Source organism: Cohnella faecalis (assembly GCF_003570905.1).
Lineage (GTDB): Bacteria > Bacillota > Bacilli > Paenibacillales > Paenibacillaceae > Cohnella > Cohnella faecalis.
Genome location: NZ_QXJM01000007.1, coordinates 44,915 through 69,444, shown reverse-complemented (window position 1 = coordinate 69,444; position 24,530 = coordinate 44,915). Strand labels below are relative to the sequence as shown.

Sequence of the window (24,530 nt, the reverse complement as noted above, 5' to 3'; positions counted from 1 at the left end):
GTTTCAAATGAAGGTTACACAACTTAACAAATTCAAGTTTTAATACTAAAAATAAAGAAAATGAACACCCATTATCATTTTAGATTTACAAACAATGGAAATACAACGATAGATTATTCAGTTAATGCACAATTCTTCAGAACTCTCTGCAACGAAGCAATAGGAGGGAGAATTAGTGTCAATGATATATGATATAGTGGAATATCACTTAACAAACTCAAGACTTTATACTAGAATAAAGGAATTAAAACATTCTGCAACGAAGCTATAAATGATACAAGGATGGGAGAGACCGAAATCGTATGTCTATGAGCAATGAATCTCTTCCCGTAAATTTCATCGAAATCAATTTCCCCAACTCCTCCGAATGGTCAAGTTCTCACTTTCAGATCGTGTGGGAATCAGGGATGGAAAATATGCAGGATTCAACTTCAATTGCCATGGTTCGCCCGGATCTTCCTATTGCGAAACCCACTCCACACGCCTCTGTCATCAGCATTTTATTTGAAGCCGACTTCCTTACAAAGCAAAAAAACTTAATGAATGCGAAAATGCCATTAGAAATGCCATTGAACGGGTACTCAAAGACGATATTGTCTCAAATACTCGAATACGGCAAACAATCGTCAAGCAACAGTTGGAAAAAACGAATTGCCTGTGCGATCTTCTCATTGACCATCGAATTTTTGGATTTCTTCTCTAGTGGTCAACAGTCCCCCCCTTCGCTTTTTTCAAAGCCGAAAGGCACCGAGCCTAAAGAAGCAAAAGCGATCATCTATGCCACCCGTTACATCAGAAACCATATGGCCAATCCCGATTTATCACTCGATGAATTGGCGCAGGCCATTGGCTATAATCCCAATTACTTTTGCCAAGAGTTCAGCAGAATTCTTTCCGTGTCGCCCATCCGTTATTTAAATAAGTTGAGGCTTGATCGCGCGATGCGCTTGCTGGAACATTCCGACCATTCCGTTCGTACGATATGCAACATGGTAGGGATTCGAAATCCAAGCCGTTTAGCAAGCATGGTTAAACTTGCGTCAGGCATGAACCCACTTGTTCTGCGAAGAACAAAAAAACTACAAAACCTGATGTATAATCAACCGACGAATACTAGTATTTCATTTAAAAAAGTTCATTAATAAATAACCAAGGGAGACGGAACACCAAGATCCACACAGTAGTGGACGCAGTTGGTAATCCAGTGCGCCTATTTGTTTTAGCCGATAAAGCCTACGGCAACCCATGACAAGACGCAACGTTCTGCATCCCCCCAAAGTCTAATACAGCAACTCCTTGGGAATGTGACTTTTACCATTATGAAGAACGGCATGTTGTAGAATGTTTTTTCAACAAACTCAAACAATTCCGAGGGATCGCAACACGCTATGACAAGCATAATCACTAAAGAACTGTGGTCGAATAACTCCCAACTATATGTACTTGATGTTCAAACGTTTCAAGGATTCTAATTGCTTTAACCATTCGTTGGTCATTTTGAGCAACTTCCGATTCGATTAGAAAACGATATGTCCCTAATCTCTTGCCAGTCGGTCGGGATTCGATCCAAGTGAGATTTATCCCCAGAGCAGAGAATACATTTAAAATCGATGAAAGTACCCCAGGGTTTTCATTGTTTGGGTTAATCAACATCATGCTTTTCATTTGCTCTGCACTTTCTACTAAGCCTTTACCAACAACGATGAATCGAGTATGATTCACTGAATTGTCTTGTATTTCACTTTGGAGTATTTTTAGACCATGCTCAAAAGCAACCAATTTTGAAGCAATCGCGGCAATATTATTTTCATTTGAATCTTTAACCAATTGCGCTGCTTTAGATGTACTATCTGTATATTCACATTTATAACTATGCTTTTTAATGAAATCTCTACATTGATTTATTGCAGGACTTATCGAACTTATTGTATTAATTGTATTCATATTGCTATCTTGATTTCCGATTAAATGAAGAGAAACTGTAAAAATAAGATCAGCCTCAATATGCAAGTCGTACATTAACAAACCATCAATGGTCGTATGAATATTACCAGCTATTGAATTTTCAATTGGTACAATACATTTATCGACTTCTTCGTTATGAACGGCTTCTAAGACATCCAATATAGATTCATACATAACCCAAATTGTCTGATCAGAAAAAAACTGATGTGCAGCTTCTTCTGAAAATGTTCCCTTTGGACCCAAATAAGCAACTCTAATCATCTTCAACCCCTTTTTTTACACAATTATACAGCTATTTCCCCTGAAATACATCATGCTTTCCCACGTTTACCTCTTGTTTGCTGAATAAATTGTTACAATTCGAATCAAATGTGGCAAAGCGTCGTAAAACACAACCCGTCCGTTCCGGGAATAATAATATCCATAATCGCAGTTCATACCGATCTTCATCGCTAACTCTACGGCCCGCAGGGGATTCGTCGTCTCGCACATGAAAACGACTGGCAAACATCGAGGCGTCAAACTCTTTTCGACGGTTGATTACGGTTATTTTTTCTTGTTCGACTTTCCTTTTGCGCGCTCTATATTGTCGGCCACTCGAAAGGCTACGATTCTGCTTATTAACTCATAAGGCAGCGGTTTCCCTATAGGAAATTGCACGGACCCCTTCGCCCCTTTGTATGCCGATAACTCGGACTGGAACGCGCTGACACCGCCTGCCCCCGGATAAAATCCGATATGATTTTTATAAGCGGCAAAATGCACCAAATTTCCATGCAACTCGAAAGTAGGCATTTGATAGCTTATTTTCTCTTTCGCGTCGGGCGCCGATTTTTTAATAACCTCTCTCAGCGTTTGCAGTATTTCCTGAACCTCGGGAGAAAAAGTTGAAATGTAGTCGTCTATGGAGCTGTATGTTAGTTTGTTTCCTTCCATAATTTCTCCTTTCGTAACCACGTATTTCTCTAATGGTATCACCAATCCCCCTATTCGCCCATACAATACCTATACACTGGTGAATCGGAGGGACATCAATGATCCAGATTACAGGCTTCGATGTGGACAAAATCGATCAGTCCGCGCTATCGGAATTGGAAAGAGCGATTTTGCAAAAAAAGCTGAAAAGCACAGTCGTCTATCGATACGATTCCCTCGAAGCCTTGTTATTCGAATTGAATATGAGAAGCAACATTGTGGAAGCGGCCAAAGCGCTGAATTCGAGTCGCGCAGGCTTCGCCACTTTTCAAAATTCCCGAGCCAATGACCAGTTTTGGACCCGAACGGATAATGGAGGCTTCCGGCAAAGAACCGACGTCTTGGCTTCCGACGCGATAAACGATATTTTCGAGAATAGCCGGCTGTACGCGTTTGAGTGCGCCACCGCCATGGTCATTATTTTGTATAAGGCGACGCTTGATTCGATCGGCAAAGATACGTTCAACGCCTATTTTAAGGATTTGTTCTTGTATGACTGGAATTATGACAACAACTTGAAGTTAATTACGGTCGAGAATAAAAATGAAGCGTATCCGGGCGACGTCCTCTATTTTGAAAATCCCGACTTTGACCCGAAAACCCCGGAATGGAGGGGGGAGAACGCAATAATGCTTGCGGATAATTTATATTTCGGTCATGGTATTGGAATCAGGACGGCGGAGGAAATGATAACCGCCCTTAATGCAAGAAGGAAACCGGGCAGCACGACTTCAGCCTTCCTGACGGAGCAAATAGAGCATCCCGACTTTGAATATTTGCGCAAGCTGGAGAAACCTTTTACCGCCAGGATAGGTACACGCACTTACATTTGCATCGGACTATAATTATCCGGTTGATTGAAGAAGCGATCCCAAATGGATGGCGTCGTTCACTAACCTTTTACATACAAAAAACCTCCGTTTTGGAGGTTTTTTGTTAAAGTGTGCCGGAGCGAAGCAACTCTGTTGAGCTAATCCGAACGAACTCGGGCGCCTGATTATTTTCCGCCGATCCGGGCATGCAAAATCGCATAGCCAAATGCAGGGAGCTCAAAGTTCAATTGACCTTGCTCAGCAGTAACCGGTGTACCGGACACAATGTCCGTCCAGGCTTCGTTCGCTATGGTTGCCCGGAAAACAGAGGAACTTTCGGATTTGTTAATGAGAATGACGAACCGATCCTGAGCATCCCGGCGTTCGTAGATTAGATTCTGGTCGTTCGCCTGATCCTGCAAAAAGGTAAGAGCTCCGTCTTGCAGCGCAGGATATTGGTGTCGAAGGCTAATGGTCTGCTTGAAAAATTGGAGCAAGTCGCCGTTCTGTTTCTGCGGATCCCATTCCATACATTTGCGGCAATCGGGATCATGCCCGCCGTCCATACCGATTTCATCGCCGTAATAGATACAAGGAGCGCCCGGGAACGTAAACTGGAACAAAGTAGCAAGCTTCAACCGTTCCGTACGGCCTTCGCACAGAGTAAGCAACCGAGCTGTATCGTGACTGCCAAGCAAATTAAAGGCAACTTCATTCACTTGGCTCGGATAGCTGGTCAATTGCCCAGCTAGTCGATTAGCAAGCTGATTCGCTCCAATTCGATCGTGCGCAAAAAAATCGAGGCACGCCTTCGTAAAAGGATAGTTCATTACCGCGTCGAACTGGTCTCCGAGCAGCCATGGCACCGCTTCGTGCATAATTTCACCAAGAATATAAGCATCTGGATTGACACCTTTTACGGTTTTGCGGAATTCCCTCCAGAAAGCATGATCCACCTCATTGGCGACATCAAGCCTCCAGCCGTCGACGCCGACTTCCTCGATCCAGTATTTTGCCACCTTCAGCAGGTATTCCTTCACTTCCGTGTTTGCCGTATTCAATTTCGGCATGATCGGCTCGAAGCCGAACGTATCGTAAGTCGGTACGCCATCCTTCACCGTTAGCGGCCATTCGCGTACATAGAACCAATCGGCATAGGCAGAGGAAGCCCCCTTCTCCATCACATCGACAAAGGGTTCAAACGTGTGACCGCTATGATTGAACACCGCATCGAGCAAAACGCGAATCCCTCGCTCATGACAGGCTTTTACAAGCTCCTTCAACTTATCGTTCGTACCGAAATGAGGATCGACCTTGAAGTAATCCTTCGTATCGTATTTATGGTTGGTCGTTCCTTCGAAGACCGGATTCAAGTAAATCGCATTGATACCTAGCGAGGTCAGGTGCTCAAGATGATCGATAATGCCTTGCAGGTCGCCGCCGAAGAAATTATTTAGTCCGGGTTTGCCTCCCCATTGCTCTGTTCCTTCGGGATCGTTCGTCGGATCGCCGTTTGCGAACCGTTCCGGGAAAATTTGATAGAACACCGCTTTCTTCACCCAGGCCGGAGGCGTATGAACGTCAGCGGGATTAAGGAAAGGAAAATCGAATAAACCTTCATGAAAAATGACGGGCGCATCGTCAAAAAAACCTTTTTCCTGCATGTAAACCGTTCTGTCTCCGTCATTCAAGGCAAAATAATAAACCAATCTGCGGAATTTAGGCTGCACGGTTGCTTGCCAGTAATCGAACAAAGCGTCCGAAACCCATAGCGTCATAGGAACTACAGTGTTCGTCCTGTCCCACCCGTACTTGTCTCCGCAATGGAGATCAATCTGTTTAATATCGTCTTTCTTCGTCCGAATGCGGATATGAAGGGTACGATCGTCATAAGCGTAGGACCAATTGAATTTTGTGCGGTGATACACAGCTTCTAAATTCATCTTTGCAACACTCTCCTTTTTTTTCCGGGTAAATGTAAAAAGGGCCCAACCTCGTGTACGAGGTTGAACCCTTAGGTTACATTGCCCTTTATTTAATGCAAAATTAACAGAGTTGAATTGATTTGTCAATATCATTTTAACGTCTACTTTTGACATATGGCGGTTTACTTGCATCCCACAAACGAAGCGTGACCCTGCCTATTTGAGTCCCGCTCTTATTTTTTTGTCCATAATAATTGCAATTCCCGGAGTGGAAATCAAATTGGAAATTGGTGTCGTTCTCTCTAACCCAGGAAGATTGATTGTAATGTTCCCCTATTGGACAATCCCAATTATACGTCCCAATTAACTTGTTATCCGGGTCAAAAAGCTGGAAGCTGCCTTGAGTTCCGGATGGAGACCATCCGCGGCCGCATGCGCAAAACCAAAAGCTTGTTCCCTCCTTGATTACTGTTCCGTTGAGTGAGCTTGGGCTAATTTCGATGTCCTTATTGCCGAATTGATATAGCTTGCCCCATTGCAGCTCAACATTTTGAATGGATACATCGGAATTGTAAGTATCGATGCTGACTTCTACCCACATGCTGTAAGACATTGTTTTTCCTCCAGTAATCTTGCTTTACATAAGTAATTTGAGACCGATTTTTATCATTAATTCTACCAGTATTTGTCGAAAGAAGCGATTGCGTTTTATTGTATTTTTATTCTTACTAATGTATTATTATTCACAACAATAGAGGGAGGACTCTGCTATGAACAATAAATTCATTGAAGAATTGTCTTTGAACAACTGGCAGCCTTTATCTACTATTCACTACGATGGTTGGATATTGCGATTTGCTGACGGCTATACAAAGCGTGCCAACTCGATTAATCCCATTCACTATTCAACCTGTGATTTGAATTATAAAATTGCAGAGTGCGAAAGAATCTATTCAGCTAACTGCTTGCCTGCCATCTACAAAATTACTCCCTTCGTCCATCCCATCGATTTAGATAAAATATTAGAAAGTAAGGACTATTCCTTAATTGATACTACAAGTGTCCAAACGCTGGATTTAGCTAACCTAAACGAACCCACACTGAATTCGACAAAAATAGTTGAAACGGTTAATGCCGAATGGATAGCGGACTTTTGCAGGATCAACAATGTTAATGACCAAAACAATGGCGTTTTGGAACGCATGTTGTCCAATATCAAAACAAAAACCGGATTTATATCGCTTTATTACGAAGATCAAGTTATCGGATGCGGTCTTGGAGTTATTGAGAGAGGATACATAGGATTGTATGATATCGTGACGGATCTGCATTTTAGAAATCGGGGATTTGGAGAACAAATGATACTATCTCTCTTAAAATGGGGGAAAGCCAATGGGGCAAAATACAGTTACTTGGCAGTTGTATCGAATAATAGGCCAGCATTAAGACTATATTCCAAAATCGGCTACTCGGAAATTTACACGTACTGGTATAGGGTTAAGGATTCCAAAACATATTAATATTTCTAGCTGATTAAGGTGCCCTCTAATTCATTATTTCAGTGAGTTTAGCATATTTGATGTCTGGAATGTCAGCCATATTAATTTCAATTCATGCACCTGTGTAAGGTGCGACCGACAGTATCATCTGTCGGTATTCATCCACTCGATTTCAATCCATGGATTGTCAACACGAAACTGGACAGATATTATGAGGGCCACTGCCTAGCTTCAACGGGTGTACGATAACCGAGAGTCCCGTGAATGCGGTGATGATTGAACCAGTGTACGTAATCGTCAAGCTCCAATTGTAATTGTTGCAGATTATGGAAGTGCCTTTGTTTGACAAACTCCGTCTTAAAAATCTTAAACGTCGCTTCGGCAACCGCGTTATCGTAGGGGCAACCTTTATTACTCAGCGAACGCTCAATTTCAAAGGTCTCCAGTGCCTCGGAAATGAGTTTATTATCGAACTCGCTGCCGCGGTCTGTATGGAACATCTGGATACGATCAAGGCGCACGGAGACGCTTGCTATGGCATCGTAAACGAGCTGGGCGGTTTTGTTTACACCGCAACTGTGACCGATAATTTCACGGTTAAAGAGGTCAACAAATAAGCAGACGTAATTCCATTTGGCGTCCACCCGTACATAGGTCAGGTCGCTTACGACAACGGCAAGGGGCTTCTCTTGACTGAACTCCCGCTGCAGGGCATTGCCGATCTCCGCTTCGTTTGGCGCGGCTTTGTGGGGCTTGTACTGCGCTACCGTGTAAGTGGAAACCAACCCGTGCCTCTTCATCACACGTCCGATCTTACGACGGGAGACTTGAAGCGACTTTCTGGCCAGTTCCACCTTGATTTTGCGCGTGCCATAATTGTTACGACTGCTCTTGAAGATCTCTATCACTACTTCTTCCAGTTGTTGCTCTTGTGGGTCGGGTGAAGGCACAGGCTCGTAATAATACGTGCTTCGGGGCAGTTGCAGGACGCTACACATTGCTGATACCGAGTACTTGTGCGCATTATTGCGAATCACATTTACTTTCGTCCCATAATCAGCGCGGCTTGCTTTAAAATATCGTTCTCCATCTTCAGCCGCTGATTTTCCTTACGCAATTCCAACATTTCGTTCTCTTCGGGTGTGCGATTGTCTTTGGCCGCGAATGAGCCTGTCCGCTGACTTTGGCTGATCCAACGGTCCAATGCGGATGCGGTCAAATCATACTCTTTCACGAGGCTCGCTCTGGACTTCCCGCTCTCGTACAACTGCACCATTTGGTTCTTAAACTCGGGTGTAAACGTTCGTCTTGACTGCGACAACAGCAATCCGCTCCTTCGGCTCTTTCTTGTATTTTACTACCCCCTCTTTTTTTCTGTCCAACTTAGTGTAGCCGATCCACCACGCACCCGTATAAGGTGCGACGAGGTGGACTTACTCAGGGAGTCTACCGTGTCCATATTTCAATCCACGCACCCGTATAAGGTGCGACGTTGACGGCCAGTGTTTGGTATGTTAATCAACCAATTTCAATCCACGCACCCGTATAAGGTGCGACCGGGGTTTGATGCGGGGTCGGCCCGCAATCCTTATTTCAATCCACGCACCCGTATAAGGTGCGACTTTTTGTACCACTAACCACCTCAACGCCGTCGTCATTTCAATCCACGCACCCGTATAAGGTGCGACTACGGAGCGTACGTGTTGCCTTCCTCGGTTACGTTTCAATCCACGCACCCGTATAAGGTGCGACGTACTGGGACAAGGATCGGCGTGGCGTATTTGAGTTTCAATCCACGCACCCGTATAAGGTGCGACCTTGCTTGAGCAAAAAACCAAAACGACTCGAAAGTTTCAATCCACGCACCCGTATAAGGTGCGACTTAATGAGGTACAAACAAACGATTCAACGCTTGCTGTTTCAATCCACGCACCCGTATAAGGTGCGACAGGATCTCTCCAAACATCTGAGGTAGGTGGCATATGTTTCAATCCACGCACCCGTATAAGGTGCGACCCATTTTTACCTACAGTTACATTTTGATAGATAGAGTTTCAATCCACGCACCCGTATAAGGTGCGACAAACGATGCCCATTCCGTTTCCTCCCCGCAAGGAAGTTTCAATCCACGCACCCGTATAAGGTGCGACTTAACATGGCATATTCAAATAATTTGAAAAATTTGTTTCAATCCACGCACCCGTATAAGGTGCGACAGCAGCTTAAAAAAGCCTTACCACATAAAGGCTTTGCGCCTTAAAAGTGCGAAACCCAAAATTTTTGCAAGTTATAGAAGGCCTTTCCGATTCCCATGGCCCTCAAACCCTTGCCCTGTAAGGGGTGCGAAACTCCCGGGGATTCTATGTGAGCTTAAGGTTCGCACCAGATTCACTATGAATTATCCAAATCCGATTACTTGATCGGAATCGGAATATGATTAAACAAATCCGCATATGCCTGATGCGGGAACAGAAGCGGGTTATTCACCAGCATTAACAACTGATTCAATTGAAAAGTTAGAGTCAGCAGAGAAATTTCATTGCCGCCCTCCCGTTCCCGCACCTTTAACTGATTTAGGCTCATTTTTTCGAGTTTTGGATCATACTCTGCATGAGGAATCTGGATGGGGTTGACCGAGTTTACTTTATGATTCAATTCCGTTAGCCAGTAAGCTATCGAATCCGTAAGAGACGATTCTTCCTTGGATCTCGAAACTATTTCTATTTTTAATCGCTCGCCCGAGGGAGCCATCATAATATCAAATTCCTGTTTGACATGATCGCGCACCTTATCAGCCGCCATATGACATAATATCAAAATAGGACGAGTTGCAGTTTGAGTCAACGCAAGCCTCTTTCTCTTAGCGTCAGCGTCGACAGGCGGATATTGTATCCAGTTCCCCGTTTCATCTTTATAGGGAATATCTCCGCAAGCTATCCCCGTCGCCATCCGGCTTATCCCCGTAAACGAAGTATGCAAAGCTGTAATGCTTTGGGCCCATGAATCAGCGCCTGAAGTTTCCGTACTCTTGCATTGCACCGCAGCAGCTACAGCTTCAATCGGGATATATTTGATAAGCCCATTACGAAAAATATAAGGTGTGTACTGCTCGTCGAAGATTGCCAGATCGACCTCATTAGAGACACGACCATTCGAGTCGATGATAAATACGGAGCGGGCTACGGAAAATTTGCGCGGTACGATACGATCAAAGATCGATTGCCACACTTCTTCTCGATAGCCGCCTGTCGTCATGGGATGCGTTGAACTCATATTTAACTGATCGACAACCGACTTCTCCCATAAAACATAATTTTCCTTTATTTTCACAATGGCTTGAGTCGCGTCATTCTTTTTACGGGATAGATCGTTCTTTTCCGTATTCAACTACTTCACCTCCTCGAACAAGCCGTATCCGCTGCTAGACTTGCCTCCGAGCCCTTCTCTGTTCAGCATCGCCTTGACAATTTTTTCTGCGACGGGCAGCCATTTCTCCGCTTCTCGCACTTCCGGGTCAATCGTAAGCTTGAAGGTAAACCGTCCTTTGACAGCCAAAAAATGAACAGGATCCGGCGAGTCGTCGTCGCGCGGCGCAAAATCCGCCAAAGCAGCATCCGAATGTTTCTCTCCACCCGTTTTCAAGCTCTGGTAATTTCTATGGTGCGGAGTTAACACATCGTGACATAAACCAGTTTCGGCACATTCAGGATCCGGCCAAGCATCCTCATATTGAATAACCGAAGCTTGCTCTTTGGAACCAAACAGCATCGTATAGTAGTCGCCATTTTCGCGAAACCGTTCTTCTTGCGCGCCAAGCACACGGTGGCAATAATGCGCCGCCGCACCCTTAATCATAGTTCCCGGAAAGTAAGGAAAGCCGTATACAGGATGCACTGTCAAATGCGTCTCCAGCACGGAGGATTGACCTTGGCCGGTAATGACTGAGGACGCGCATTCTTGAGTAAATACTCCTTCTTTCCAGTCTGAACCGCTCTCGGAATGTCGGGAATTCTCTCTGACGGAAAGCTTGAATCGTTGGTAATAACGATGATGATACCATTGTTTCCATTCAAGCTCATCTCGGCAAGCTGTATAGACGTTAACGACTTCTTTATTAAAATCCTGCCGAAGCTGCCCCTTCTTAATAACTTCTTCCAGCAAATCATTATTTTTCAACCCTACTGATTTCGTCATCGAAAGATAGGCATTCATCAGGCATCGACCTCCTGCGCTTCGGCGTCTACCTTGAGAATAGCCTCTGCGTATCTTTTGAACCAAATCGATGCCGCCAACGCTTGCCGGGACAAAAGCCGGTAACGGATGCTGTCGCAAGCGGGGCTGTTCACAAACTCGCTCAACCGGACTCCCTGCAATTCAAGAGCTTGTTCCATATATTTGCAATATCGACTATAAGCCTTCGATCTGACCGAGCTATCGCTTGCTGAGGCTTTCGCATCGTAAAAAATAGCGGTTAATCGAAGCCCGTTTAATCGAACCATAGAGGGGAATTGATGACAGATCGTTCCAAAAACAGCCGCGTCCTTCGGATCGAATCCGTCTGTCATGCTGCTATAAGCCGCTTGAGCGTATCTCTTTTCGCTGGAGATCATCGTTTAGCCGCCTCTCCCGTCAGCAAATACCGCACTCGACCTTTGCCGACGCTGACGTTGGCTCCTAGCTGCAACGGGACGTTTCCGTGTAAATTGCGCAATACTTCGTCCGGCGAAAGCTCCGTTCCGGAAGCATATACCTTGTCGCACCAGACAAGGCCGTACAGGATAGCTTCGGACGGAATGTACTCTTCTTTCCATAATGCCCCTTTTTCTACCGTCTTCGTTTCCTGCTTTAGTCTTATACGCGGAGTAATCTCGCAGCACATGGTGACAAAATAATGAAAGGCCTCGTCGGAAACCACTACAAGTCGTCTGATCCAGTTCGATCTTTCAATCTCCATCTCCCGTTCGGGGAAAAGCTGCCACGCAGCCCAGTCTGCCCATTCTGCCAATGGCTCCAAGTCATATTGGGCTTCAAATTGGAATTCATCCAACCAAATCTCTTTATCGTTCGCTTCCCCGCCCGGCACTACCAGCTTGCTGCGAGGACATTTGAACGCGGCTTTTGGGTCTTTGTCCAACACCTCTTGCAATTGGCTAATTCCAGGGTCAGGCATGTCGAGATCAATGGCCTTGCTGTCCTGAACGATTCGCCGCAATGCCATCGGGCTGGTCACGTAAGCGAAGACACCCTGCACACTGGCTACCGGAAACGCCAAAATCCGACTGTCTGTAAACACCAGTGCTCCTGCATTTCCTTCATCTATTCCATTGGAATCGTCCATGTCTTTATCACCGGAGCGCCCGAACACCGCATCCGTCCACGCCGAAGTAATGCCATTAGCCTTGTTGCCCTCTTCAAGCCGCTTGTAATATCTTCGATGAACGCCTTTCACGCTGCTGCCCGGCACATAAGGCCATTCGGTCGTTCGTTCACGCACAATTGGAAGCTCGATATCGCCAATTCCTTGTCCAGCGCCAATATGAACAGGCGATAAACAATGGAAAAAATACATTTTCCCGTTCTTAACCATTGCAATTCCTCCCGGATTCAATTCCCCAAATAGCCAACCCAAAGCCATCTTCTCGATCCAGAGGGCCTTTGCGCCGTCTTGTATCCGATACTGACACAAGCCAATTATCGGCCAGTACCCCGGCATCACCATCGACAAGCTCAAAGAAATAGACGCTGCCCGCCGGAACCATCCGGCGAACAGCCTTTTCTTTTCCTTCTCGAACAGAACGACCGATACTCCATCCCGACACCGGCAGCCAGCGGTCTACGCAAGCCCATTGCAGCTTTAGCCGCAACGCGGACGATGCTGGTATATTCAAGCATTCAAACAAATGCTCATTCGTATGAAAATCCGCATCCACCCACCGAGGCCGCCACCCCTTCAGAAAATAAGCGGGTGTTGCAAGCGTCATCCGAAGCCGATCGCCCGGCTTTGCTTTGCACATTGAACTTGCAATAGACTCCGGACATTTCCAAGGGAACAGTCTATCCTGCGGCCAATCAATCTCTTGAAAGCGAGCCAGCCTGCGCTTTCCCCCCATACTGTGCAGCGTCTTCAGACGCTTATCCGGCTTACTGCCCTCCATATCTATAGATACCAGCAAAGAGACTCCCGGTTTGAACCTTAAAGCTTCCGTCGAGAACAGCTTCCCCTCCTCGGTTCCTCCTCTGGTATCGTCTATGGCGTTGTGCAGACGTATCTCCCTCTCGTAAGGCTGCAAAAATGGCGAATGAGGAGGAGCCGCTTCCTGGGATTGAGAACTTCGCCACTTCTTCCATTCGTTTAATTCGCGGCTCCAATCGTCCGCCGAAACCGCTCCCGACAATTCTCTGTACAGCCAATCCTCTCGAACAAAAGCCGGGCTTCCTTTGTAGAGCTTGGAATAGTGCTGTACAAGCGGAGGAAGCAAATCCATTCGCTGTCTGCCCTCCACTGAAACGCCGAAGTAACCTTCATCTGGAGCCACTGACTGCGGCTGCAGATTGATTACCTTCAATATATCGTTCACCTCGTAGATGACGAGGTCTGCCGGCATCGGAAAATAAAGATGACCGTTCCATTCCAGCAACGGTCCTGCTATTCGCAATTGTCTCAATAGATCAGCCTTGTCTATGGCAGACAGCCCGTTCCGATTTTTAAGCAGCAGCGTCCGAATGGTTCCTGCCAGCATGCCGGGCGAAACTTCGTTCATAATAGAAGCCGTCGATCCCGGAGAATCGTCGAAGGGCCGACCGTCGCGTGTCATGATTGGATCGACAGGTTCAATTCGCATCAACATCTTGACCCGCCTCCATTTTGTTCAGTGTCATTGCCAACGTGAGTTGCTCAGCCAGCATTTCAAGTCGTGCAAGCGCGGACTCTTCTCCGGCTCTGATGAACGAAGCCATGCGCTGACTGATCGTTTCAAGGCTTCCGTTCTGCATATAGCAATTATCCAGTTGCTTCTTTCTGAGAAGTCTGGCCACTTCCAGAACTAGAAGCTCTTTGTTCTGCAGCTCCGCTTTCGGACGATCCCGGTCGCCATCTGCGGATGCCAGTGACGGGAAGCCCGCCATCTTTAGGTATGTTCGATGCAGTTGTCTTAAATCGTAAGCAAGCTGCGCAGGAATAGCATTATCTCGGTACAATTGCCGCCACTGATTCAGGATCTGAACCGGATTTTCCTTCCAGGACATGCCGACTTTCAATTGTTCTCCGCCCCCTCGCTTCTGCACATGCACGAACAGGCGATTTCTACACAATTTGGCCTGACGCTCCGCCTCTTGAGCCATATGCCGAACCTGACCGAGCGGCTCCATCATATGTGCAATAACTAATCCGGCGGAAAGCGTAACCGGTTCTTCCTCGGCAACGTTCTGTTCACCCCTCATCAGCTCTGCAAAACGCAGTCGCAGCTCGTCCACCGCCTGTAAGCAAGTATGAAGCGGAAGCAGCGCCATGCAATCGTCGCCGCCGCCGTAGATGAACTCTCCGTCATTTTGCTGAACAATAATTCTGGATTCCACCGCGAAACGCGAAAGACGCTCCGTCCATTGACGATGGAGCTCCGGGCTCAACACCTTCTTCAATCGATCTCCGATTCGATCCCCGTCGCAAAGGAGAAAGGCATAATAAGGAGAAGGAGCAGAAAGCGGATGGCGCAACCCTGAGCGAATTCGTCGGCGCAATCTGCTTGTAAGCTCCTTCTTCTCCACTTCGTTTAGGGTGGCTGCTTTCTTCCCGGAAACCTCTCGATAGGCATGCTCATCTACGAAGTCTTTTATCTGATGCGGATAAAAAAGCCGAGAATCGAATTCGTCCGCCTTGGAGGCATGAACAACTCGGCTCCTCATCGTCAGATGCGGTTCACATTCGGTTATCAGGCCTTTGTACAGCTCGGCTGCCTTGGCTTCCAGTGTCGGCTCATCTTTCAACCGTTGGCGAAAAGAGCTGAACGCCAGGTCGCAGACGGAAGCAAAGGAAGCCTTGTTCTCTGAAGATTGCTTATCGGCTGTTATCCATGTACTTAACCGCTTAACCAAAGAAACAGCGTCCAATGTCTCGCCTTTCCTGATGCCGAAGCGAGCGTAGTTTGAATACCGGCTCTCCAGCAACACCGACTCCCGTCCGGGATTGAGCGACGACTTCTTGTCCCCGTACATGCGCGCCGGCTCGTTTTGCCGAAAATCCCGCAATGTTTTGCGCGCGGCCAGCAGTTGATTCGTTCTTTCAAGAGTTTCCCTATAAGAACGGCCGTCCGAAAGCCCAGACCAGGCGGCGTGGAATTCAACAAAATCCCTGACTTGCCTTTTCCACATTTCGGGATTGATAGCGCCTTCCGCTTCGAGATGCTTCTGAGCTTGCTGTGTGTACGTTTTCCATTTCTCCTGAACGGCATCGTGCACTTCATTAACGAAGTCCTCCGGCTTCTCCCGCCGGACTACTCCTATGATCTTGTTGGCGATCGGCAGCTTCTCCGTCCTCTCGTCGGATAGCTCCTTAGCAGGAAGAACAGGCATAATTAACTCGCCTTCCTTCTGAAACTGCTCCGCGGCTGCCCGGCTCAGTTCCGAAAGCAAATGCGATCCGAACCACAGATCGCGTGTTTTGCGCGCCTGCGCAATGAAGTCCTGAACGGGACCAATAGAGATGACAATTAGCGTCTGGACGGCTGCATCTTTTTCCACTGCCTCACTACCTCGCTCCTCAAAAATCCTTCTACCGCGTTTGGAACGGAATTTCTAAGCGGATAAAGGGAGTTTTCTATTTTTTCGGGGTATATTTGTTTTTTGTTTATGGTCTGATTCTCGACTTTTTCTTTAACCTCTGGGCTTGCGTCAGAACTACTGAGCTGCAGGCGCTCTAGCGGAGGTTGAACTAAACAAATCATAGCTCCAAATGCCTTATCCTCGCTCACAGCCAATGATTTAAGAATCAACGGGGAAGCCAGTCGTTTTTTGTTCAAAGGGACGAGTTCCGTTTCAGGAGGATCGCCTTTGCCATCTATATTATCCTTGAATCGAAATATGATCGGCATGCCGAACTGAGCTCGGGGAAATGCGATATCGTCTTTTGGGTTCAGTGAAACAGGTGATTTATGAAGTTGAGTAGATTGGCCTGTTATTCTCCGCAACGAATCGGGTTCCGGCCAATGGCTTCGGCCAGGCTGAGGCTTCCTATTAATATCCTTCTTCCAGTTTCGTTTCTGTCGAAATTTAGAGTAAACTCGTACGGTCTCTTCCCATGCCTTCATAACGGCATCCGGTTGCTCCTGAACCGCAATACTGTTCTGCTGTTCCGTCAGCAGAGCTAATATTGGCCATTCCCTATGTTCATTTGCATTAAGCACGGGCAATCGATATTCAGCGACACACTGTTTAATCCATCCTTCTAATTCTTCTGATGTCGCAGCTTGGGGCGAGAAAAAAGCACTGTATAAGCTGCCGCAGCCACGCCGCGTACGTGCACCAATCCCCCCAAAATTAATCCATGCCCATAAGGCAGCCTCTACTTCGTTTTTGACCTCTATTGCAGTTAGCCACCTATGAGGCTTCTCTTGTCCCTGCAAATATTCTAAAGAATCCAAATAGTCAATTTGTAAGATAAAAGAAAGTCCCCGGTTTTTTTGAGCTGCTTCGAATACTTTAAATTGCATTTCTTCTTTGTTCTTGTCTTTGTTCTTCTTTTTTTGATCCCTATAAGGGAAGGAAACATAAGTTGGAATAGAAGAATATTCTTTTCGACCGTTCTTGACAACTGAAGTCAATTTCAGCTTGCAAGGGCTCGGCAAGGAAGTATCTCCAAAAATCTGGCGCTCCCATACTTTCAAATCATGAGCATCCTTGTATTTCGCACCGCGTGTCGCCCGCCACCAGAAGCGTAAATGTCCGCGAATCGACGAAATCCGAGGCTCGCCGCCATTCATATGATCTTGCAAATCCTTGCCGATAATGGCGCTGGTCACAACGGTGATCGGATATTGTTCAAATAAATTTTTTCCGGCACTTTCGATCCATTGCTCTACTTTCTGCAAATCCGGAGCCTCTACATTCACTTCCATCCCCTCCTTCAATAGGTAAAAAGCCCAATTGCTTCATTATGCATAGTTATATCATTTTTTTGTTTTACACGTAAATCCTTATTCCTGCAAAAAAAAGGACTTACTGCCGATTGACACAAAAATCATGGCTCCAAGGTGAACTACACGGGAGGTTTTGGTTTTTATTTGCACGGATAATTGTAAGCGTTTTCAAAAATGAATTGAACGTCTTCGTCTTGCTGATACGAGCAAGCTATATTTCAATCCTTTAACCTGCATGAGGTGCGACCAACAGAACTTAAAAAACTCTCAGCGTCCTAATGATTTCAATCCACGCACCTGCACGAGGTGCGACAAGCAAGATCAATCTGCGCCACCAATTACGATACATTTCAATCCACGCACCTGCACGAGGTGCGACTTGATAAGGTGATATTGATTATTTGATGTATATATTTCAATCCACGCACCTGCACGAGGTGCGACGGCATATCAAGTGCTACTGCAGCGGGTGCGTGTATTTCAATCCACGCACCTGCACGAGGTGCGACTAGCCAATTACTTAGGTAAGGACAACGAGGGAAAATTTCAATCCACGCACCTGCACGAGGTGCGACATAGGCGGCGCTGTGCTCTTGTTTGTGGTCTTTAAATTTCAATCCACGCACCTGCACGAGGTGCGACTCTTCGATGTTCATATTTGATAGAGTCTTTTTGAATTTCAATCCACGCACCTGCACGAGATGCGACGCTACTCGCAAGGTCTAATCCACGAACTACCTTTTATTTCAATCCACGCACCTGCACGAGGTGCGACCACCGTCCGGCTATACGACGACGCTTTCGAATCTATTTCAATCCACGCACCTGCACGAGGTGCGACGACTTCGTTATGCTGTGATCGGATTCCATTTGGATTTCAATCCACGCACCTGCACGAGGTGCGACTAAGTACCCGCCACATCCGGGAGTGCTGGCAGCATTTCAATCCACGCACCTGCACGAGGTGCGACATGGCGTACGAGAGCTTTTGCTCGACGAACGCCATTTCAATCCACGCACCTGCACGAGGTGCGACTACGCTATGCTTCTGTTGACGGTAGATCTAATAATTTCAATCCACGCACCTGCACGAGGTGCGACACACAGCTTCAAAGGGAACGTGCTGAATATGAAAAATTTCAATCCACGCACCTGCACGAGGTGCGACAGTGGCAGGCTTGCAACCGGCATATCCAGGATTTATTTCAATCCACGCACCTGCACGAGGTGCGACTAGGTTTCTTTGGGCTTGGCCGTCTGCTTCGGTATTTCAATCCACGCACCTGCACGAGGTGCGACTTATAGGTTTACGATGTTTTGTCAGGAGGACGCATTTCAATCCACGCACCTGCACGAGGTGCGACTTCGAAGCTAAATAATGCGACAAACGAAATCGCCATTTCAATCCACGCACCTGCACGAGGTGCGACTAACTATTCCACAAGTCCTAAATCGTAAATCACAATTTCAATCCACGCACCTGCACGAGGTGCGACTAACTATTCCACAAGTCCTAAATCGTAAATCACAATTTCAATCCACGCACCTGCACGAGGTGCGACGATGGGCTATATACATTTGAAAATGCATTCGGAGATTTCAATCCACGCACCTGCACGAGGTGCGACACTGGTAACAATGAATACTCCACCACATGGGATGATTTCAATCCACGCACCTGCACGAGGTGCGACCTCCACTTTCAGTAAGACGATCTTTAAGATTGCATTTCAATCCACGCACCTGCACGAGGTGCGACTCATAGTTCATTTGCTCGATCTGCTGATTGAGAATTTCAATCCACGCACCTGCACGAGGTGCGACCTTACACAGTCAGGCGTTCGAATACTGCTTGCAATTTCAATCCACGCACCTGCACGAGGTGCGACGTTCGCGTCAATCAGGATTGGGGCAGCATGAGCATTTCAATCCACGCACCTGCACGAGGTGCGACCTATATATTTTTTTGTTTTTGCACGTTCAATAAATTTCAATCCACGCACCTGCACGAGGTGCGACCTACATCGTAGCCTTGCCGCCGCAAGGCGTTTACATTTCAATCCACGCACCTGCACGAGGTGCGACAGTTGCTTGTAAAAAGCCTTGCCACATAAGGGATTTGCGCCCTGAAAGTGCGAACCCCAAAAGTACAGTAGGTTTTGCAAGGCATTTTAGACGCCTTTTGCCTTCAAACCCTTGTCATGTAAGGGGGGCGAAACTCCTGGGAATTTTATGTGAGCTTAGGGTTCGCACCTCTTTGAACGCCTGATTAGAAAACGGAAGCCGAGTACTGATTTAAGTTGAATAGATAGAATCTGCCGTATCGTAATTCAAGGAAGGATGATTTCCTATCCTCCCACCTTAAATTGTTTGCTCTCCTACACCAGAATAGGCCGAGTTGCAGGGTTGAGTCAATGCTGGAAAAATGTTATCACCCCCCCATTATGAAACCGAGAATCATTTAGGGAGTTCGGCATCATCATGCTGTTTCGCTGAATGACCTCATTTTTCACACAAGTCTTGCAAGATATCTGTCATGAGTATGCCATATGGATAGTTACTGTCCATTATGGCCTCTTTATTTGTTTATCCTCGTTCACAGCATGGAGTTCCCGTTTTAACGACCTCTACTAAAGCGACGATACAGACGGGAAATCCCGTAGCATACGGCAAGGCTCAGCATGCCCCCGGTCAGATCGACGAGAACGTCCTGATAGGTCGGGGTGCGAGCTGTTGAATAGCGTTGGTTCCATTCGTCCAGAATTGCGACGAGCAGTACGGTGAGCAAAGATAACCCGACGACGACCGATGTCCGCAGACGGAACATCCGCAGTACGAGTGCGGCTGCGCCTGCCAGAACGCCGTACACAAACAAATGGGCGCCCTTCCGTAACAAAAACTCGATCAAACCGAACGGGTTGACATCCCTTCTATATTCTTTTCCGTCATAGCGGATATCCAGATTCGGAACAATCCGCTCCGCTTTATCGACGGATAATGTTCGATGCAGAAGAGGTTGGATCGTCTGGGTGTTGTAGGACTGCGAGGACAGCGCAAAAATGGCGGCGATGACGCAGAACAGCAGGAGGAGCGCTGCGCCAAGAATCCAGCTCTTTTTAACGGTCATGCTTGGATCGCTTCCTTTCCGCTTCTATTCCAGGCAGCTCCGATCCTCCAGGTAACGGATCAGAGCGGAGACGGATTCCGCCACCGTCAGCTTTTGCGTATTCAGAACCAGTTCGGGACTTGCGGGAATGTCGTAGCTTGCACCGACTCCCGTAAAGCTTTGAATTTGTCCGCTTCTTGCCTTTTTGTACAGCCCCTTCGGATCTCTTTTTTCACATTCCGCGAGGGGGCAATTTACGTAAATTTCCATAAAATCGCCTGGTCCGAACATCGCTCTGACCATCCGACGGTCGGAGCGGCTCGGCGAGACGAGGGCAACCAGCACGATCAGACCGGCATCGACGAACAGCTTCGATACTTCACCTACTCTGCGAATATTTTCTTTCCGGTCGTCCTCCGAAAACCCGAGGTCGCGGCTCAGCCCGTGCCGAATGTTGTCTCCATCCAACACATAGGAAGCGATATTCCGGGCATACAGCTCTTTTTCCAATGCAAAAGCAAGCGTTGATTTGCCGGAGCCCGGCAAACCTGTGAACCATAGAACATAACCCCGATGACCGCTTAACCGCTGCCGGTCATGGCGGGTGAGATTGGAGGGCTGCCAAGTTACGTTGCGGCTGTCAATATCCATAGAATTTCCTCCGCTTCTTTTCTGTTCTCCCTGCAAAATCTACAGCCTCAAACTTTGCCGGCATTCCTCTTTGAAGCTGTTTCGATGCTCCTCCCTGACCCTGACTTCTCCCCGCTCCAGCACGATGACCTGATCGGCGCCTCTGATCGTGGACAAACGGTGGGCGATGACGATGATCGTCATTGTCCCCTTCAGCCTGTCGATCGCTTCCTGAATCAGCGTCTCGTTCTCGGAATCCAGCGCGCTGGTCGCTTCGTCCAGCACCAGAATCGAAGGACGGCGGAGAATTGCCCTCGCAAGCACCAGACGCTGGCGCTCTCCGCCGGACAGTCGGACACCGCGATCGCCAACTAATGTGTCCAGCCCTTCGGGAAGACGCTTCACAAAATCATCCGATGCGGAAAAACGAAGTGCCTTCCAAAGCTCCTCCTCCCCGGCGTCCGGGCGGACGGCGAGAAGGTTATCCCGAATGCTGGCGTGAAACAAAAACGGGTCCTGAGCGACATAACCGACGGCATGACGCAGCGCGATCCGCGCGTCCTGCCCGACCGGAACGCCGTCGATCCGGACGGTTCCGCTCTCCGGCTCCAGAAGCCCTGTCAGCATATCAACCAACGTGCTTTTTCCCGCTCCCGACTTGCCGATAATCGCCGTCATCTTCCCCGACGGGATATGGACGCATACGTCCCGCAGCGCGTATTCGGAGGTGCGGTCCTCGCCGTACCGAAAATAAACGTTGCGGCATTCGATCCCCTGCGTCACCCGTATATCCCGTACTTGCCCGATGCCGTCCATGTCTGTCCATTCTCGGGCTTCGCCGCACTCGCGCTCCAGCTGCCGCAGACTCCGGAACGCAGGTATGGCGGAGACGATCTGCTCCGCTCCGGCTTGAATTGCCGTGAAGCGCGGCCACAGGCGCGAGAAAATAATGACAATGAGCATGAGCTGTCCCGCTCCAACGTGGAAAACCTCGAACGCCAAATAGACGAACAGCGCGATCAGCGCCGCCGCCGCGATTTTGTAAAAGCTTTGCGTCGCAGCCTGAAGTCTGGCAAGAGCGATGAAGTTGGCTTCCATCCGGCCGGTCAGATCGCGGAACCACGCGAGGTAGGACGCTTCAAGCCGATTGCTCTTAATATCCTTGATGCCGCCCAGATGATCGGTCAACCCTGCGAGATAGCTTTGCGACAATTCGCTAGTCTGGTTGCCGATCTCCTTGGCGCTGCGAATTTTCCGGCGCATGGCGAGTGCGATCCCCGTTCCGCTAATAAGCACGATGGCCGTCAGCTTAGCCGATAGCCAGAAAGCGAACCCGATCTGAATAACCGTGAAAGCAAGCGAGGAGACCAGCTGCAACAGCAAATACGTCGCCTGGCTGACCCGCGCCAGCTCGGAAGTCAGCTGATGCTGAAAATCCGACTTGCGCCGCCGGACGAAAAAAATCCAGCTCGACCGCATTAACGCTTCATACAAGCGAAGCCGCAGATGACGGATGAACCCCTGCTGCAGCCGGACGCTTCGTACGCTCTGTTCTCGCTGCAGCAACGCCTGAATCGTCATGACCAGTACATATACCGTCAGCAGAACAGGCAACGCATAGGATGCGGGCAGCTCCCGCAGAGCTTCGAACCAATCGCCAGCGAGCGGCACGTTCGCTGAGGCATCGCCGAAGAGGCCGAGCAATCCGAGCATGGGAGCGAGCAAATAGACGCCCACCCCGTCGAACAATCCGAGCGCGATCATCGCGGCAAGCTGCGTATACAGCCTGTTCCCCGCAAAGCTGCGCAGCCTGTTCAGGTAAAACCAAAGATCCGTCATCCGTTCTCCTCGCTCTCAGGTTTGCTGACGCACTTGTCTCCAAAGCCAGACGAACGGTCTCAATGGAAAATAAAGAAAATACAAGGACCTGGGCAACGGCAGCGCCTTGGCGTCCCGGAAGCTGGGATAGAGGCGGCTGATCGCGTACCATCCTTTTTGCCGAGTCGTCTTCAGCGCGAACAAATACCGCTTGTACGTTTTGGACAACTCTCCCGCACTCGGATCGGTGGATAATACGGCGGTGCCGCGGATGAAGCCAAGCGCGCGCTGCGCCAGCTCGCGCCCGCGTCCGGCGGAGACGACAGGTCTCATCGCGCGCGGGATTGGCGTATGCAGCAGCGACGAAGCCAGCACGAACGCCTGGCCCGCCGGGTCGAGGGCATCGTAACGTCCGAGGAGAGAGGCAATCGCGTCCCAATCCAGACTTCTGCGCGCCATTCGGTCGATATCCGCCAGCCAGCGCAGCCTGAACCAGCCGTGACGGGCGCCATGCGTCACAAGATACAGGAAAAGATGCTCGTCCCCGGGCATATACAGAGATGCGGCCAGCTCGCTTCGCTGTCTCCCGCTCCAGAGCGCCTCGAACGTCGGCTCTTTGCCGATATCGCCGTTCAGCCGCCAGTGCACCTCTACCTGAATCCCGGTGTGCGGATGCGTGAAGGAAACGTGGTGAATTTTCCATTTCCAGTCGCCGAGCCCGCGCGGGATCGGCCGGTCTGCCTCATAGCCGAGCTCTTGCAGCAGACGCTCGGCCAGCCTGACGTCGGCTACAGGAATGATAATATCGAGGTCCTTGGACGTCCTGAGCGACACATCCCCGTACAAATGCCGGGCAAGCGCCGGCCCTTTCAGCACAAGCGAGCGTACGCCCCGTTCCGCCAGCAGCCTGCACACGCGCTCCGTTTCCCCGCTCAAGCGGAGCATGCGCAGCGTATTTTGCCGATAGTCCCGATCGAAAGCTTGCAGGACATCGGACGGAATCAATCCGCCGCTGCCCGGATTCGCGTGAATTTGCGGATAGACGCGATGATGCCGGACCAGCTTCCTAAATTGATTCCAATCGATGTTCGGCAACGAAGGCGGCCGCGCACTCCTATCCTCCGGTTCGGCATCGCTGCGCATAGCCTCCAGCATGACGTTCAATTCATCGGGAAAGGCGTTTAAGTCAAGGCTGAAAAACTTGTCCATATTCGGCACCTTCAATCTTTTCTGTTCGATTTGTCCGTTCCGAACGACGCCACGGTCGTGAACAAATGCCGTTCCCCGGCACCGGTCAAATAGATCGGGCCGCTGCGAAGCCAGGCATGCGCAATAAGGTTCCCTTGCCTGTCCTTCGCCGTTCCCAAATACAGCGTGCTGTCCATGCTGCGGCGCTCCAGCATTTTTTTGGCCGCAAGCGCCTGGACCAGACATTGGCTTTCCCAGAACGTATGGCGGCTCATGACCCGAACCGCCTCCGATATACGACGGATCAAACGTTCATTCGACAGGTCGTGGACGGACGGCGTTTCCGTCATCGGTCTGCCGAGCGAAGGCGCGAGCCGCGGGAACGGCAGCGACTTCAAGATTCGCGCCCACGCCAGAAAGAATAACGCCTCCAGCATGAGCCGCTTCTTCTCCGCCGGCCAAGCCATAAATGTTCTCAGCCT

Annotated in this window: 20 protein-coding genes and 2 CRISPR repeat arrays; of the genes, 3 read left to right on the top strand and 17 right to left on the bottom strand. The window is 48.6% G+C overall.

Annotated elements, in window-relative coordinates; all coding sequences use genetic code 11:
- The first annotated feature begins 302 nt into the window (after window positions 1-302).
- A complete protein-coding gene (locus D3H35_RS00955; RefSeq protein WP_119147385.1) occupies window positions 303-1,142 on the top strand; it encodes a helix-turn-helix transcriptional regulator in 840 nt (279 codons plus the stop codon).
- 262 nt (window positions 1,143-1,404) lie between these two features.
- On the opposite strand, the gene pheA is transcribed toward D3H35_RS00955, so the two are convergent.
- Window positions 1,405-2,226: a prephenate dehydratase gene (gene pheA / locus D3H35_RS00945; RefSeq protein ID WP_119147384.1), complete on the bottom strand. Its 822-nt coding sequence runs from the start codon at window positions 2,224-2,226 to the stop codon at window positions 1,405-1,407.
- 285 nt (window positions 2,227-2,511) lie between these two features.
- Window positions 2,512-2,901 (bottom strand): iron chaperone, encoded by a 390-nt coding sequence (locus D3H35_RS00940; RefSeq protein WP_119147383.1) that lies wholly within the window; start codon window positions 2,899-2,901, stop codon window positions 2,512-2,514.
- A gap of 98 nt (window positions 2,902-2,999) precedes the next feature.
- On the opposite strand from D3H35_RS00940, the gene D3H35_RS00935 reads away from it, so the two are divergent.
- Window positions 3,000-3,785: a protein-glutamine gamma-glutamyltransferase gene (locus tag D3H35_RS00935; RefSeq protein ID WP_119147382.1), complete on the top strand. Its 786-nt coding sequence runs from the start codon at window positions 3,000-3,002 to the stop codon at window positions 3,783-3,785.
- 152 nt (window positions 3,786-3,937) lie between these two features.
- On the opposite strand, the gene D3H35_RS00930 is transcribed toward D3H35_RS00935, so the two are convergent.
- Both D3H35_RS00930 and D3H35_RS00925 read right to left on the bottom strand, forming a co-directional pair.
- Complete coding sequence (locus D3H35_RS00930) at window positions 3,938-5,695, bottom strand: alpha-glycosidase (RefSeq protein WP_119147381.1); 1,758 nt, start codon at window positions 5,693-5,695, stop codon at window positions 3,938-3,940.
- A gap of 136 nt (window positions 5,696-5,831) precedes the next feature.
- Window positions 5,832-6,290 (bottom strand): aegerolysin family protein, encoded by a 459-nt coding sequence (locus D3H35_RS00925; RefSeq protein WP_119147380.1) that lies wholly within the window; start codon window positions 6,288-6,290, stop codon window positions 5,832-5,834.
- A 157-nt stretch (window positions 6,291-6,447) separates the two neighbouring features.
- Between D3H35_RS00925 and D3H35_RS00920 the strand changes: the two genes are divergently transcribed.
- Window positions 6,448-7,197: a GNAT family N-acetyltransferase gene (locus D3H35_RS00920; RefSeq protein WP_119147379.1), complete on the top strand. Its 750-nt coding sequence runs from the start codon at window positions 6,448-6,450 to the stop codon at window positions 7,195-7,197.
- A 188-nt stretch (window positions 7,198-7,385) separates the two neighbouring features.
- Here D3H35_RS00920 and D3H35_RS00915 read toward each other — a convergent pair.
- The 13 genes from D3H35_RS00915 to D3H35_RS00855 form a co-directional block, all read right to left on the bottom strand.
- Window positions 7,386-8,452, bottom strand: a protein-coding gene (locus tag D3H35_RS00915) for an IS3 family transposase (protein WP_119147401.1) whose coding sequence is annotated in 2 segments (ribosomal slippage) — window positions 7,386-8,251 and window positions 8,251-8,452 — 1,068 coding nt in all. Because the reading frame shifts where the segments join, the coding sequence is not laid out codon by codon here.
- A gap of 183 nt (window positions 8,453-8,635) precedes the next feature.
- Window positions 8,636-9,392: direct repeats of the CRISPR family, unit length 32 nt; unit sequence GTTTCAATCCACGCACCCGTATAAGGTGCGAC.
- A 196-nt stretch (window positions 9,393-9,588) separates the two neighbouring features.
- Complete coding sequence (locus tag D3H35_RS00910) at window positions 9,589-10,563, bottom strand: DUF6602 domain-containing protein (protein WP_119147378.1); 975 nt, start codon at window positions 10,561-10,563, stop codon at window positions 9,589-9,591.
- Entirely contained in the window at window positions 10,564-11,388 is an 825-nt protein-coding gene (cmr6, locus tag D3H35_RS00905) for a type III-B CRISPR module RAMP protein Cmr6 (RefSeq protein WP_119147377.1), read from the bottom strand. It abuts the gene before it with no gap.
- Window positions 11,388-11,786: a type III-B CRISPR module-associated protein Cmr5 gene (cmr5, locus tag D3H35_RS00900; protein ID WP_119147376.1), complete on the bottom strand. Its 399-nt coding sequence runs from the start codon at window positions 11,784-11,786 to the stop codon at window positions 11,388-11,390. Before cmr5 ends, cmr6 begins: the two co-directional genes overlap by 1 nt.
- A complete protein-coding gene (cmr4, locus tag D3H35_RS00895) occupies window positions 11,783-12,763 on the bottom strand; it encodes a type III-B CRISPR module RAMP protein Cmr4 (RefSeq protein WP_158593883.1) in 981 nt (326 codons plus the stop codon). The genes cmr5 and cmr4 overlap by 4 nt, the downstream gene beginning before the upstream one ends.
- Entirely contained in the window at window positions 12,756-14,024 is a 1,269-nt protein-coding gene (gene cmr3 / locus D3H35_RS00890) for a type III-B CRISPR module-associated protein Cmr3 (RefSeq protein WP_119147374.1), read from the bottom strand. Before cmr3 ends, cmr4 begins: the two co-directional genes overlap by 8 nt.
- Window positions 14,008-15,912 (bottom strand): type III-B CRISPR-associated protein Cas10/Cmr2, encoded by a 1,905-nt coding sequence (gene cas10 / locus D3H35_RS00885; protein WP_158593882.1) that lies wholly within the window; start codon window positions 15,910-15,912, stop codon window positions 14,008-14,010. The genes cmr3 and cas10 overlap by 17 nt, the downstream gene beginning before the upstream one ends.
- Complete coding sequence (gene cmr1, locus D3H35_RS00880) at window positions 15,882-17,279, bottom strand: type III-B CRISPR module RAMP protein Cmr1 (RefSeq protein ID WP_158593881.1); 1,398 nt, start codon at window positions 17,277-17,279, stop codon at window positions 15,882-15,884. Before cmr1 ends, cas10 begins: the two co-directional genes overlap by 31 nt.
- A gap of 242 nt (window positions 17,280-17,521) precedes the next feature.
- Window positions 17,522-19,391: direct repeats of the CRISPR family, unit length 32 nt; unit sequence ATTTCAATCCACGCACCTGCACGAGGTGCGAC.
- Window positions 19,392-19,923: 532 nt separating this feature from the next.
- Window positions 19,924-20,433, bottom strand: coding sequence for a VanZ family protein (locus D3H35_RS00875; RefSeq protein ID WP_119147371.1), 510 nt, complete (start codon window positions 20,431-20,433; stop codon window positions 19,924-19,926).
- Between the two features lie 24 nt (window positions 20,434-20,457).
- Window positions 20,458-21,063, bottom strand: a complete 606-nt coding sequence (gene cysC, locus D3H35_RS00870; RefSeq protein ID WP_119147370.1) for an adenylyl-sulfate kinase — start codon at window positions 21,061-21,063, stop codon at window positions 20,458-20,460.
- A 39-nt stretch (window positions 21,064-21,102) separates the two neighbouring features.
- A complete protein-coding gene (locus tag D3H35_RS00865) occupies window positions 21,103-22,881 on the bottom strand; it encodes an ABC transporter ATP-binding protein (RefSeq protein WP_119147369.1) in 1,779 nt (592 codons plus the stop codon).
- Between the two features lie 15 nt (window positions 22,882-22,896).
- Entirely contained in the window at window positions 22,897-24,069 is a 1,173-nt protein-coding gene (locus D3H35_RS00860; protein WP_119147368.1) for a nucleotidyltransferase domain-containing protein, read from the bottom strand.
- Window positions 24,070-24,080: 11 nt separating this feature from the next.
- A complete protein-coding gene (locus D3H35_RS00855; RefSeq protein WP_233567675.1) occupies window positions 24,081-24,515 on the bottom strand; it encodes a lasso peptide biosynthesis B2 protein in 435 nt (144 codons plus the stop codon).
- Window positions 24,516-24,530: the final 15 nt, after the last annotated feature.